At 72.5% G+C, this 12,920-nt stretch carries 12 protein-coding genes; 6 read left to right on the top strand and 6 right to left on the bottom strand.

Annotated elements, in window-relative coordinates; all coding sequences use genetic code 11:
• Positions 1-166: 166 nt before the first annotated feature.
• Positions 167-862 carry a 5-oxoprolinase subunit PxpA gene (locus LQ940_RS08710; RefSeq protein WP_231245021.1) on the bottom strand — a complete coding sequence of 232 codons (696 nt, stop codon included), beginning with the start codon at positions 860-862 and terminating at the stop codon, positions 167-169.
• A gap of 41 nt (positions 863-903) precedes the next feature.
• On the opposite strand from LQ940_RS08710, the gene LQ940_RS08705 reads away from it, so the two are divergent.
• The 3 genes from LQ940_RS08705 to LQ940_RS08695 all read left to right on the top strand — a co-directional run bounded on the left by LQ940_RS08705 (position 904) and on the right by LQ940_RS08695 (position 4,649).
• Positions 904-3,042: a S9 family peptidase gene (locus LQ940_RS08705; protein ID WP_231245020.1), complete on the top strand. Its 2,139-nt coding sequence runs from the start codon at positions 904-906 to the stop codon at positions 3,040-3,042.
• Positions 3,043-3,219: 177 nt separating this feature from the next.
• Positions 3,220-4,173: a sigma-70 family RNA polymerase sigma factor gene (locus tag LQ940_RS08700; RefSeq protein ID WP_231245019.1), complete on the top strand. Its 954-nt coding sequence runs from the start codon at positions 3,220-3,222 to the stop codon at positions 4,171-4,173.
• Positions 4,170-4,649 (top strand): GNAT family N-acetyltransferase, encoded by a 480-nt coding sequence (locus LQ940_RS08695; RefSeq protein WP_308217444.1) that lies wholly within the window; start codon positions 4,170-4,172, stop codon positions 4,647-4,649. The genes LQ940_RS08700 and LQ940_RS08695 overlap by 4 nt, the downstream gene beginning before the upstream one ends.
• Here LQ940_RS08695 and coaE read toward each other — a convergent pair.
• Positions 4,624-5,223 (bottom strand): dephospho-CoA kinase, encoded by a 600-nt coding sequence (gene coaE / locus LQ940_RS08690; protein ID WP_231245017.1) that lies wholly within the window; start codon positions 5,221-5,223, stop codon positions 4,624-4,626. The genes LQ940_RS08695 and coaE overlap by 26 nt on opposite strands.
• A gap of 146 nt (positions 5,224-5,369) precedes the next feature.
• Positions 5,370-6,314 carry a helix-turn-helix domain-containing protein gene (locus tag LQ940_RS08685; protein WP_231245016.1) on the bottom strand — a complete coding sequence of 315 codons (945 nt, stop codon included), beginning with the start codon at positions 6,312-6,314 and terminating at the stop codon, positions 5,370-5,372.
• Positions 6,315-6,407: 93 nt separating this feature from the next.
• Here LQ940_RS08685 and LQ940_RS08680 point away from each other — a divergent pair, with 93 nt between their 5' ends.
• Positions 6,408-6,557, top strand: coding sequence for a hypothetical protein (locus tag LQ940_RS08680; RefSeq protein ID WP_231245015.1), 150 nt, complete (start codon positions 6,408-6,410; stop codon positions 6,555-6,557).
• 99 nt (positions 6,558-6,656) lie between these two features.
• Here the strand turns inward: LQ940_RS08680 and rpsA are convergent, their stop codons facing one another.
• The gene (gene rpsA / locus LQ940_RS08675) at positions 6,657-8,138 is read right to left on the bottom strand and encodes a 30S ribosomal protein S1 (protein WP_231244127.1); all 1,482 of its coding nucleotides are present in this window, start codon (positions 8,136-8,138) and stop codon (positions 6,657-6,659) included.
• A gap of 405 nt (positions 8,139-8,543) precedes the next feature.
• Between rpsA and LQ940_RS08670 the strand changes: the two genes are divergently transcribed.
• Positions 8,544-10,463 carry a binary toxin-like calcium binding domain-containing protein gene (locus LQ940_RS08670; RefSeq protein WP_231244126.1) on the top strand — a complete coding sequence of 640 codons (1,920 nt, stop codon included), beginning with the start codon at positions 8,544-8,546 and terminating at the stop codon, positions 10,461-10,463.
• A gap of 32 nt (positions 10,464-10,495) precedes the next feature.
• On the opposite strand, the gene LQ940_RS08665 is transcribed toward LQ940_RS08670, so the two are convergent.
• Positions 10,496-11,146, bottom strand: coding sequence for an SRPBCC domain-containing protein (locus tag LQ940_RS08665; RefSeq protein ID WP_231244125.1), 651 nt, complete (start codon positions 11,144-11,146; stop codon positions 10,496-10,498).
• Positions 11,143-12,096, bottom strand: coding sequence for a phosphotransferase family protein (locus LQ940_RS08660; protein ID WP_231244124.1), 954 nt, complete (start codon positions 12,094-12,096; stop codon positions 11,143-11,145). The genes LQ940_RS08665 and LQ940_RS08660 overlap by 4 nt, the downstream gene beginning before the upstream one ends.
• On the opposite strand from LQ940_RS08660, the gene LQ940_RS08655 reads away from it, so the two are divergent.
• On the top strand, positions 12,085-12,918 hold the full coding sequence (locus LQ940_RS08655; RefSeq protein WP_231244123.1) for a class I SAM-dependent methyltransferase: 834 nt from the start codon (positions 12,085-12,087) through the stop codon (positions 12,916-12,918). The genes LQ940_RS08660 and LQ940_RS08655 overlap by 12 nt on opposite strands.
• Positions 12,919-12,920 lie beyond the last annotated feature (2 nt).

Here is a 12,920-nt window from a genome sequence, read left to right as displayed (position 1 = left end):
CGTCGAGCTGGTAGGAGAGTTCTACGGGTCCGCGAGCACCGCCCGCAAGTGGTGGCGGGAAAGAATTCCCACAAACTTCCGGTCCCACAGGCTCCTCCACAGAAGCGCCCGCTCCATCCACAGATCCCGGGGTGTTTCCACAGATTTCGCCCGGGGCTGTGGAGCTTCAGGCGAAGGGGCGCAGCGCCCAGCCGCCGGCCTCCAGCGCCCGCCGTACGGCGCTCGCGTGCGCGACTGCCTCGGGCTCGTCGCCGTGCAGGCACAGCGAGTCCACCCGCGGCGCCAGGGCGAGCGCCTGCGCGGTGATCTCCGCGGCCCCGCCGAGCACCGCACCGGGCCGCTCGCGCGAGACCAGCCGGCCCGCGCCGTCGTAGGCGCGGTCCGGGAAGCCCTCGTGCCACACCGCGCGGCCGGCCGCGAGCGCCTGGCGCAGCAGTGCGCCCGCCATCCCCAGCACCGGCAGGTCGCCGGAGCCGGCCAGCACCGCGGCCGCCTGCTGCTCGTCGTCGATCACCCGGTGGTAGAGCGCGCCGTGCGGCTTGAGGTAGCGCACGTCGGTGCCCTCCTCGCGTGCCAGCGAGCGCAGCAGACCGACCTGGTCGGCCACCTGCTCGCGCAGGACGTCGGCGGCGACGTCGGTGCGCCGGCGGCCGAAGCCCTCGCGGTCGGCGTAGGAGACCTGGGCGCCGACCACGACGCCGCGCCGGGCCGCTTCGGCGCACACCGCGCGCATGACCGCCGGCGAGCCCGCGTGGTAGCCGCACGCGACGTTGGCGCTGGTGACCACCGCCAGCAGCGCCGCGTCGTCGGTCACCTCCTCGCCCAGGTCGGCGTTGAGGTCGATGCTCGTCTGCTCACCCACCCGCCGAGCCTCTCACCCAGCGGCTGGATAGCGTTCATGGCATGACCGACCCCGTCCCTCCCGTCGCCCCCGCGCGCCCCGTCACCACCGAGCACCACGGGCGCACCCGCGTCGACGACTACGAGTGGCTGCGCGACAAGGAGTCGCCCGAGGTGGTGGCGCACCTCGAGGCGGAGAACGCCTACACCGAGGCGCGCACCGAGCACCTGGCCGGTCTGCGGCAGACGATCTTCGACGAGATCAAGGCCCGTACCCGCGAGACCGACCTGTCGGTGCCGACGCGCAACCGGGGTCACTGGTACTACGCCCGCTCCTTCGAGGGCCGCGAGTACGGCGCGAGCTGCCGGGTCCCCGTGGTCGACCCCGCGGACTGGAGCCCGCCGGTCCCGGCCGACGACGCGTCGGTCGACGAGCCGGCCCTGCCCGGCGAGGAGCTGCTGCTCGACCTGAACCAGCTGGCCGAGGGACACGACTTCTTCTCGCTCGGCGGCTCCAGCATCAGCCCTGACGAAACGCTGCTGGCCTACTCCACCGATGTGAAGGGCGACGAGCGCTACACCGTCCGCATCCTGGATCTGGGCACCCGTGAGCTGCTGCCCGACGTCATCGAGGGCGTCCTGGGCGGGGTCACCTGGGACCGGGCAGGCGAGAACGTCTACTACTCCACCGTGGACGAGAGCTGGCGCGCGGACAAGATCTGGCGCCACGCGCTCGGCACCGGCCAGGACGACGACGAGCTGGTGCACCACGAGACGGACGGGCGGTTCTTCGTCGGCCTCGGCCGCACCCGCAGCGACCGGTTCCTGGTCATCGCCTCGGGGTCGAAGACCACCTCGGAGTACCGCTTCCTCGACGCCGACGACCCGGACGCGGGCTTCCGTCTCTTCTGCGAGCGCCAGGAGGGGGTCGAGTACTCCCTCGAGCACGCCGTGATCGCCGGGCAGGACCGGTTCCTGGTCCTGCACAACGCCACCGGCCCCGACTTCGAGCTGGCCGCCGCCCCGATCGCGCCGACCCCGTCAGCGCAGTGGCAGCCGCTCATCGCCCACGACCCAGCGACCCGGCTCGAGGACGTCGACGCGTTCGCCGGCCATCTGGTCGTCCACCAGCGCAGCCAGGGCCTGACCCAGCTGCGGATCCTGGAGCTGGGCGAGGCGGGTGTCTCCGACGACTACCTCGTGGAGTTCGACGCACCCGTCTACACCGTGGGGTCGGGCGGCAACCCGTCCTTCACCCAGCCGACGGTCCGCCTGGGCTACACCACGATGGCGGTCCCGGCCTCGATCTACGACTACGACGTCCGCACCCGCGAGCTGGTGCTGCGGCGGCGTACCCCGGTGCTCGGCGGCTACGACCCGGCCGACTACGAGGAGCACCGGCTCTGGGCCAGCGCCGAGGACGGCGAGCAGGTCCCGATCTCGATCGTGGCCCGCCGCGGCTCCCGCGAGGGCGTCGGCGGCGGCACCGGGCCGGTGCCCGTGCTGCTCTACGGCTACGGCGCCTACGAGGCGTCGATCGACCCGTACTTCTCCGTGGCCCGTCTCTCCTTGCTCGATCGTGGCGCCGCCTTCGCGATCGCGCACGTGCGCGGCGGCGGCGAGCTCGGCCGTCGGTGGTACGACGACGGCAAGATGATGCACAAGCAGAACACCTTCTCCGACTTCATCGCCTGTGCGCGTCACCTGGTCGACACCGGCTGGACCACGCCGGAGACCCTCGTCGCCGAGGGCGCGAGCGCGGGCGGGCTCCTGATGGGCGCCGTGGCCAACCAGGCGCCCGAGCTCTTCGGGGGCATCGTGGCCGGCGTCCCGTTCGTGGACAACCTCACCACCATGCTGGACGCCACGCTGCCGCTGACCGTCACGGAGTACGACGAGTGGGGCAACCCGGAGGCCGACCCGGAGGTCTACGACTACATCGCCGGCTACGCGCCTTACGACAACGTGGCGGCGGTGCGCTACCCCCCGATCCTGGCCGAGACGTCGTTCAACGACACCCGGGTGCTGTACGTGGAGCCGGCCAAGTGGGTGGCCCGACTGCGGGCCACGGCGGTCGAGCCGGACGTGCTCCTGCGCATCGAGATGGCCGCCGGGCACGGCGGCGTGTCGGGTCGCTACAAGGCCTGGCACGACCGCGCGTTCTCGCTCGCCTGGATCCTCGACCGGATGAAGCTTGCCTGACTCACCCTCTGGGTACCCCTGAGAAGTCCCTGAGAGTTCGACACCATGGCAACTCTGGGGCAATCCGCTTCGTCATTCATGACGAAGGCTCTTACAGGGGACCGGGAATCCTCGGTCCACCGGGAGCGTTGGGATAGTCGCAGGGTGAAGGGTCACCTTGCAGTGAGGAGGGTCCCCATGGCGGCACGGACTGCAACGGCCACGCGCGAGATCGAGGGCCGCGACAGCGTTGGTCTGTACCTCGACGAGATCGCGCGCACTCCCCTCCTCGACGCGGCGACCGAGGTCGAGCTCTCCAAGACGATCGAGGCCGGCCTCATGGCCGAGGCCCTCCTCGCGGAGGGCCGGGTCGGTCGGCGCAAGGGCGGCGCCCCGGGCCACGCCACCGCCGAGGAGCTCGAGTGGCTCGCCGAGGAGGGCCGCAAGGCCGTGGACCTCTTCATCTCGGCCAACCTGCGTCTGGTCGTCTCCATCGCGCGCAAGTACGGCCGCGCCCAGATGCCGATGCTCGACCTGATCCAGGAGGGCAACACCGGCCTGATCCGCGCGGTCGAGAAGTTCGACTACACCAAGGGCTACAAGTTCTCCACGTACGCCACCTGGTGGGTGCGCCAGGCCATCACCCGCGGCATCGCCCAGCAGGCCCGCGTCGTGCGGCTCCCCGTCCACGTCGTGGAGGAGCTCAACCAGGTGGGCGGCGCGCGCCGCACGCTCGAGCGCCAGCTGGGCCGCGACCCGGACCCGAGGGAGATCGCCGACGAGCTGGGCATGGACGTCGACCGGGTCCTCGACCTGATGTCATGGGGCCGCGAGCACGTCAGCCTCGACTCCCCCGTCGACGCCGACGGCGACACCTCCCTGGGTGACCTGATGGCCCAGGAGACGGCCCCCGGACCCGATCTCACCGTCGTGGACGTCGAGTCCCGCGAGCGGCTCAACCGCCTGGTCGGACAGCTCGACGACCGCGCCGCCGACATCATCCGGTCGCGCTACGGCCTGGTCGACGGGCGTCAGCACAAGCTCGCCGACATCGGCGTCAAGCACGGCATCTCCGCCGAGCGGGTCCGCCAGCTCGAGCGGGAGGCGCTGCAGAAGCTGCGGCGCCTCGGCGACCCGGACCTGGCCGCCTGAGCATCCAGCGCCTGCGCATCGAACGCGACGACCTCCGCAGTGCGGAGGTCGTCGCGTTCCTGTCCGAGCACGTCGCCGAGCTGCGAGCCGTCAGCCCGCCGGGCAGCAGCCACGCCCTGCACCTGGACGGGCTGCGGGCGCCCGGGGTGTCCTTCTGGACGGCCGTGGGCGAGGACGGCGAGCTGCTCGGCTGCGCCGCGCTCCAGGAGCTCACGCCCGAGCACGCCGAGCTCAAGTCGATGCGCACGGCCACGCGGCATACCCGGAGGGGCGTGGCGAGCGCCCTCCTGGCGAGGGTCCTGGAGGAGGCGCGCGCGGCGGGCTACGAGCGGGTCAGCCTCGAGACCGGGTCCTTTGACTTCTTCGCCCCGGCCCGGGCGCTCTACGCGCGCCACGGGTTCACCGAGTGCGCACCGTTCGGCGGCTACCGCCCCGACCCCGCCAGCACGTTCATGACGCTCGCGCTGGGTCCGTGAGCCCGGCGTAGACCTCCTCGACCCGCTGGCGCAGCTCCTCGAGCGAGCCGGTGTTGTCGATGACGTGGGTCGCCACCGCCAGCCGGTCCTCGCGGGTCGCCTGGGACGAGATCCGCGCCTGCGCGTCCTCGCGCGTCCAGCCCCGGTCGCGCAGCATCCGCTCGACCTGCGTCTCGGGAGGCACGTCCACGACGAGGACCGCGTCGAAGGTGTCCGCCCGACCGGACTCGGCGAGCAGGGGGATGTCGTGGACCACGACCGCGCCCTCGGGCGCCGCCTCCTCGAGCGCGACGATCCGCTCGAAGACCAGCGGGTGGACGATCTGCTCCAGCGTCCGGCGCTTGGCCTCGTCGCCGAAGACGACGGTCCCCATGGCCGGGCGGTCCAGGTCGCCGTCCGGGGTCAGCAGCGCCTCACCGAAGGCCTCCACGACCTCCGCGAGGCCGGGAGTCCCGCGCTCCACGACCTCCCGGGCCAGCTTGTCGGCGTCGATGACGACCGCGCCGAGCTCGGCCAGGATCGCCGCGACCGTGCTCTTGCCCGAGGCGATGCCGCCCGTGAGTCCCACCCGCATAGCGTCACGGTAGCGCCGCCGTCACGGGCGTCTCACGGGGTGTAGGAAACTCACGGCTCCGGTACGAAGGTTCATGCGGGTTGCACGAGTTTCACCGGGCACCCGGTGAAACTCGCGCAGGCCGGCGCGCCGGAGACGGACCCGCCTCAGCAGGCGAACTGGCGGCGGTACTGCTGCGGACTGACCCCCCGGACCCGGGTGAAGTGGTGGCGCAGCGTGGCGGCGTTGCCGAAGCCGACCTCGGCCGCGATCCGGTCCACCGAGGCGTCGCTGCGCTCGAGCAGCTCCTCGGCGGCCTGCACCCGCTGGGCGGTGACCCAGCTGTGTGGGGTGGTGCCGGTCTCGTCGCGGAAGCGCCGGGCGAAGGTCCGCGGGGACATGTGGGCGCGCCGGGCCAGCGCGTCGACGCCGAGGTCGTCGTCGAGGTGCTCGGCGATCCACTGCAGCACGGGGCCCAGCGTCTCGGCCCGGCACTCCGGCACGGCGCGCACGATGTACTGCGCCTGGCCGCCCTCGCGCTGCGGTGGGACGACCATGCGGCGGGCCACGGCGCTGGCCACCGCGGCGCCGTACTCCTGGCGCCACACGTGCAGCGCGGCGTCCAGCCCGGCCGCCGAGCCGGCGCTGGTGACCACGTCGCCGGAGTCGACGTAGAGGACCTCGGGGACGACCCTGGCCAGCGGGAAGCGCCGCGCCAGCTCCTCGGTGTAGCGCCAGTGCGTGGTGCAGTCGCGCCCGTCCAGCAGCCCGGCCGCCCCGAGCGTGAACGCGCCCGAGCACACCGACAGGATGCGCGCGCCGCGCTCGTGGGCGCGCCGCAGCGCGGTCACGACCCCGTCGGGCACGATGCCGCCGCGCGGCATCGCCGGCACCGCGATCAGGTCCGCCTCCTCCAGTCGGTCCAGCCCTCGATCGACGTTGATCGAGAAGCCCATGGTGGTCGGCACCGCGCCCACCACCGGACCGCAGACGGCGAAGTCCAGGGAGGGCACACCGTCGTCTCGGCGGTCGATCCCGAAGGCCTCGCAGAGCACGCCCAGCTCGAACGGGGCGACCCCGTCGTAGACGAGGGTGGCGACGTTGGTCAGCATCCCGCCATCATGGCAGAGAGTTGGCAGCAAATCGACGGAGTACGGCTTCTCTGCCACTCGTGGCACGAATCGGATCAGCGCATGATTGCTGCCATGACCACCGTACTGATCCTCCTCGTCCTGATCGCCGGCTTCGCCGCCCTCGTGAGCTACGCGCGTCACGACCACTTCGCCGGTCCCGCCAACACCGCCGAGAAGCACGACGAGCTCGGGTCGCTCGCCCTGCGCGGCCGCGTCGTCTGACGCCCGCTCACCTGCCCCACGCCACCCCTCCGACAACGCCGAAGGGCGCCCACCTCGCGGTGGGCGCCCTTCAGTGTCGTGCGGGGGTGGTTCGGCCGATCAGGCCTGGCCGCCCGTGAGCTTCTCGCGCAGCGCCTGCAGCGCCTCGTCCGAGGCGAGCGAGCCGCCCTCGGCGGAGCCGCCGGTCTCGACGTCGGCGTCACCGCCCGAGGAGTACGTCGTGGCCTCGCCGGCCTCGACGTCGGCCTGCTTGGCCTCGGCCTGCTGCTTGACGTGCGCCTCCCAGCGAGCGTGCGCCTTGGCGTACTGCTCCTCCCAGATCGCACGCTGCTCGTCGAAGCCCTCGAGCCACTCGCCGGTCTCGGGGTCGAAGCCCTCGGGGTAGACGTAGTTGCCCTGCTCGTCGTAGGTCGCCGCCATGCCGTAGAGCGTGGGGTCGAACTCCTCGACGTCGGCCGCGGTCGCGGTCTCGTTGGCCTGCTTGAGCGACAGCGAGATCCGGCGACGCTCCAGGTCGATGTCGATGATCTTGACCATGACGTCGTCGTTGACCTGGACGACCTGCTCGGGGATCTCCACGTGGCGCTCGGCCAGCTCGGAGATGTGCACCAGGCCCTCGATGCCCTCCTCGACCCGCACGAACGAGCCGAAGGGCACCAGCTTGGTGACCTTGCCCGGCACGATCTGACCCATCTGGTGGGTGCGGGCGAAGTGCTGCCAGGGGTCCTCCTGCGTGGCCTTGAGCGACAGCGAGACGCGCTCGCGGTCCATGTCCACGTCGAGCACCTCGACGGTGACCTCGTCGCCGACCGTGACGACCTCGGAGGGGTGGTCGATGTGCTTCCACGACAGCTCGGAGACGTGCACCAGGCCGTCGACGCCGCCCAGGTCCACGAAGGCACCGAAGTTGACGATGGAGGACACGACACCCTTGCGGATCTGGCCCTTCTGGAGCTGGGTCAGGAAGCCGTGGCGCACCTCGGACTGGGTCTGCTCGAGCCAGGCACGGCGCGACAGGACCACGTTGTTGCGGTTCTTGTCGAGCTCGATGATCTTGGCCTCGAGCACCTGGCCGACGTACGGCTGCAGGTCGCGCACGCGGCGCATCTCGACCAGCGAGGCGGGCAGGAAGCCGCGCAGGCCGATGTCGATGATGAGGCCGCCCTTGACGACCTCGATGACGGTGCCCTCGACGACGCCGTCCTCCTCCTTGACCTGCTCGATGGTGCCCCAGGCGCGCTCGTACTGGGCGCGCTTCTTGGACAGGATCAGGCGGCCTTCCTTGTCCTCCTTCTGGAGGACCAGGGCCTCGACCTCGTCGCCGACGGCGACGACCTCGTTGGGGTCGACGTCGTGCTTGATCGACAGCTCGCGGGAGGGGATCACACCCTCGGTCTTGTAGCCGATGTCGAGGAGGACCTCGTCGCGGTCGACCTTGACGATGATGCCGGAGACGATGTCGCCGTCATTGAAGTACTTGATGGTCGCGTCGATGGCGGCGAGGAAGTCTGCTTCGGACCCGATGTCGTTGATCGCCACCTGGGGCGCGTCGTAGTCCGGCTGGATCAGGGTGCTCGTCATAAGGGAGGTGATTCCTTGGTGGGCAGATGTCGTGCGGGCACGCCCGAGGTCCGGTTTCACTACCGATGTGAGCCCCGGCTCCCCGCGATGCGGGACCAGGCGGTGATAGCGAGCGAGAGTCCGCTCCGTATGGAACCCAGGCAGACAACAGGCGCAACTCGCGAGTTTACGCTCGCTCGCGCACGCGAGTCCAACCGGCCTCTCCCAAGCTTTGTGATCTGGGGTGATTAGGGGCGGGGGGCATGGGGTAAGCGGGGCATGGTAAGGCGCAGTCATCGCACTGACGCTCCCTCCTGTCCCCCGACCGCACCACAGGTGGCCGCGCCCCCGTCCTCGGGTCGTGCTCCCGCCCCTGCGTGTCCGCGGCAGGCGCGCCCGCTCCACCTGAGCTCAGGAGAGAAGCGCATGAGATGCATCCGTCCCCTCGGGGCGACACTCGGTCTGTCGACACTCGCCCTCTACTCACTGCTCGTCGTCCCGGCGCCGGCCCAGGCCGCCGCCCGGACCGTGCCCTCCGGGGCGACCTCGACCGCGACCGGCGAGATCCTGCACGTCACGGCGCTCGAGGTCCCGGCGCTCGGCACGGCGGTGGCCGACGTCGCGGTCGGCAGGGCGGAGGGGTCGCTCGACGCGACCCACCCCCGCGCCGAGGCGGCCGCGCGCAACCTCGACGGCGCCCTGCTGTCGACGATCCCCCTCGACCTGCTCGCCGACTCCGCGCAGTCGGCGGCGCCGGACAACGCCGCCCCCGACACCGACGACGTCGCGGACGGGGAGGTGCCGGACCTGCTCGACCTCGGGGCGTCCACGACGTCCGCGCATGCCAGGTTCAGGGCCGACGGGAGCTGTCTGCCGGGCTCGACGCCGGTGAGCCGGTCGAGTGTCTCCACCGCCGATGTCAGCGCCCTGGAGGTCCCCGGCGTGGGCCGGCTCCTCGGCCTGCCCGGCACCGCGTCGGTCTCACAGTCCACGGTGCTGGAGCCCAACGGGCGGCCGGACGACGGGCGCGACGTGGTCAGCAGCGTCACCGGCAGCACGGTCTCGCTGGAGCTGGCCGGTGGCGAGCTCGTCGAGGTGACCTCCGCGCCGGTCCTGACGGCGCGCGCCGACGGGACCGTGGCCGGCACCAGGGCGACGTACTCCACCCCGGTGGTGGAGGTCGCCGGGGAGCCGCTCGTGCCGGGCACCCCCGCGTCGGTGCCGGCGGGCGCCGGGGTGCTGCTCGAGCTGAGCCTGGCCGAGCCCACCGTCACCACGAGCGCCGACGGCCTCGGTGTGACCGCACGGGTCTCCCTGCTGCACGTGAAGGTCACCCTCAACGGCGTCGTGGACGTGGCCGAGGTCGACCTGTTCCCGATGACGGCGCACGCCACCGCTCCGGCCGGAGGGGTCTCCTGCGGCACCGTGGCCGGTGACGCCGACACCGATGGTGACGGCCTGAGCGACACCGAGGAGACGACGGGCTCGGCCAACGACGCGTTCGGCAACGAGCCCACCGACCCCGAGCAGCGAGACAGCGACGGAGACGGCCTGACCGACCTCGAGGAGGTGACCGGCTCGCGGAACCACGCCAACCCCGGCGTGCCGAGCGACCCCAACTCCGCCGACACCGACGGCGACCTGGCCGGCGACGGCGAGGAGGTGGAGGACGGCACCGACCCCGCCGACGCGCGGGACCCGGGCGCGCCGATCGACGCCGACGGTGACGGGCTGACCGACTCCCAGGAGACCAGCGGCGTCAGCAACGACGGCTTCGGCAACGTCGCGACCGACCCGCGCGACCCCGACACCGACGACGACGGGCTCGGCGACGGCGAGGAGACCAGCGGCGAGGCCAACCGCGCCCACGGCCGGCGGGCCACCGACCCCACCCAGGGCGACACCGACGGCGACGGTCTGAGTGACGGCGCCGAGGTGCGTGGCGTGGTGGTCCGCCAACGGGTGCGGACGGGCCCGCAGCGCTCCTCGACGATCGGGAGGGTGCGGACCGACCCACTGCGCAAGGACACCGACGGCGACGGCCTCGCCGACCGCCGCGAGGTGCGCGGCATCGCCGTGCGCCAGCGGGTCCGCGTCCCGAAGGGCCAGACCTACGTGATCCGGACCGTGCGGACCAACCCGCTGCGCAAGGACACCGACGGCGACGGGCTGCGCGACCGGCAGGAGGTCACGGGCTCGGCCAACGCCCGCTTCCAGCGGCACCGCTCCGACCCGACCCACTGGGACACCGATCGCGGTGGGGTGCGCGACGGCACCGAGGTGAGGGCAGGGGCCGACCCGAGCGACGCCCGGTCCACCCCGCGCCACCCGCGCCCGCGCGGCTGAGCGCCGCGGGGCCTCGTGCGACGGAGTCCGCCTCAGCCGGCCAGGCCGACCGGAAGCGGGGAGCCGGTCTCGACGTAGGTCTTGAGGTTGCTGAGCAGGTAGGGCCAGCCGCCGACGGACTGGCGTCCGGTCTCGGTGCCGGCGACGCCGCGGTGCTCGACGATCACGAAGGTCAGTGGACCGCGCTCCTCCAGCCTCCAGGTCAGGTGGCTGGGCTCGTCCGCGCTGACCCCCTCGTCCCAGCGGGCGTCGAAGGTCTGGACGAGCAGCCGGGGCGGGTCCACCTCGAGGTTGGTGCCGCGGATGTGGGTGCGGCCGTCGGTGTCGTCCATGGTGTAGTCGGCGCCCTGCTCGGTGGTGGACAGCCGGGAGCCGAAGTACCACTGGTGGGCGTCGGCGGTCGTGATCGCGTCCCACACCCGCTGGACGGGGGCGTGGATCACGACCTGCTGGACGAAGTCGGGTGCGCTTGCGCTGGAGTCGGTCATGGTGGGGTTCCTCTCGATGGTTTCGGTCTGGTCGCGTAGGCCGATGAGCTGGTGCGCCCAGCCGGCCGAGAAGTCCGTGGTCCACTGCCGGGCCAGGTCGAGCAACGGCACGGGGTTGAGGTAGCAGAGCCGCTGCCGACCGACCTTGCGCGTGAGCACCAGGCCGGCCCGCTCGAGCACCTGCACCTGCTTCACTCCTCGCGCCCGCCGGCCTCGGCGTGCAGGTCCCCGCTCCGGGCGACGGCGCGCAGCAGGCGCTCGGCTCGCGCGGCGACGGGGTTCTCCGCGCGCCGTCCCGCGAGATCGACGAGGGCCCAGAGGTCGGCCGCCCGCGCCAGCGCGAGCGCGGCGTGCGGCGCAGCTCCGAGCCGGTCGGTGTAGACGCCCAGCACGGCCTCGACGTACGCCGGCTGCCGGTCGAACCGGAGCACGTTGCCCAGGTCGGTGAACGGATGGCCCGCGTGGGCGTACTCCCAATCCACCACCCCCGTCACGGCGAGCGACCCAGGATCGACGAGCAGGTTCTTGGGGTTGAGGTCGCCGTGCACGAGGCAGGTGCGGGCGACCGTGTCCAACAGCGCCTGGGCATCGAGGGCCACCTCCCGCAGCCCCTGCAGCTCCCGCTGGGGCCAGTGCGCCAGCGCGTCCTCGTGGGCGGCGACCCACTCGGGGAGCCCGTCGGGCGCCCCCAGGTCACCCAGGGTGAGGTCGCCGTCGACGAAGGCGCCCGGGCGCAGCATCGCGATGCCGCCCAGCGTCGCCACCACCTCGCCCACCGCCCGCCCGAGCCGCGCCAGGCCCTCGTCGTCCAGGCGCGGCAGGACCAGGTCGCCCCGCTCACCCGGCAGCATGCTGGTGACGAGCAGCGCCGGCATCCCCGAGGCGGGATCGGCGCGGCGCGCCTCGAGGACGTCGGCGACCGGGAGCAGACCACGCACCAGGCGGAGCAGGGAGGCGTCCACCTCGTGGGCGTGCTCGCGACCGGGGCGCGGGCGGGCGTAGACCCGCACGACCTGGCGCTCCCCCGCAGCCTCGGCCAGGAAGGTCTCCCCCGACCAGCCCCCTTCCAGCGGTGTCAGCGAGGCGAGTCCACCCGGCCATGGTCGCAGGGGCCGAGGGGATAGCGTGAGGGCGTGCAGGAACACTGGCCGCACCCTCTGGTGCGCGTGGAGCGCCGGCCCGTCGGCGAGGCGGAGTCCCGGGCGGCCAACGGCCCCGACTGGGACCGCTATGCCGACGAGTACCAAGCGACGCACGGCGAGTTCCTCGGCGACGCCGGCTTCGTCTGGGGCCCCGAGGGCCTCACCGAGGAGCAGGCGAGAGTCCTCGGCGACGTCTCCGGCAAGGACGTGCTCGAGGTGGGCTCCGGTGCCGGCCAGTGCTCGCGCTGGGTCCGCTGCCAGGGCGGACGCTCCTTCGGCCTCGACCTCTCCCACCGCCAGCTCCAGCACTCGCGGCGCCTCGACGAGCAGACGGGCATCGCGGTGCCCTCGGTGCTGGGCACGGCCACGTCCCTGCCGTTTCGCGACGCCTCGTTCGACGTGGTGTTCTGCTCGTTCGGCGCGCTGCAGTTCGTCAGCGAGATCGACCTCGCCGTCGCCGAGACGGCACGGGTCCTGCGACCGGGCGGGCGCTTCGCGTTCTCGATCACCCACCCGACGCGGTGGATGTTCCCCGACGACCCGACCGAGGCCGGCCTCGTCGCGAGCCAGTCCTACTGGGACCGCACGCCGTACGTCGAGGTCGACGAGGCCACCGGCGAGGTGGCCTACGTCGAGCACCACCGCACGCTCGGCGACTGGGTGGCGCTCCTGGCCGGGCGCGGCTTCTCGATCACGACCCTGCTCGAGCCGGAGTGGCCCGAGGGCCACGACCGCCTGTGGGGCGGCTGGTCCGCGGTCCGCGGCCGGCTCACGCCCGGGACGGCGATCATCGGCGCGGACCTGACGGCCCGCGCCGACGGTTAGCC

Source organism: Nocardioides sp. cx-173, assembly GCF_021117365.1.
Taxonomy (GTDB): domain Bacteria; phylum Actinomycetota; class Actinomycetes; order Propionibacteriales; family Nocardioidaceae; genus Nocardioides.
Note: the sequence above shows the minus strand (reverse complement) of the source record. Positions and strands in the feature narration are given on the sequence as shown.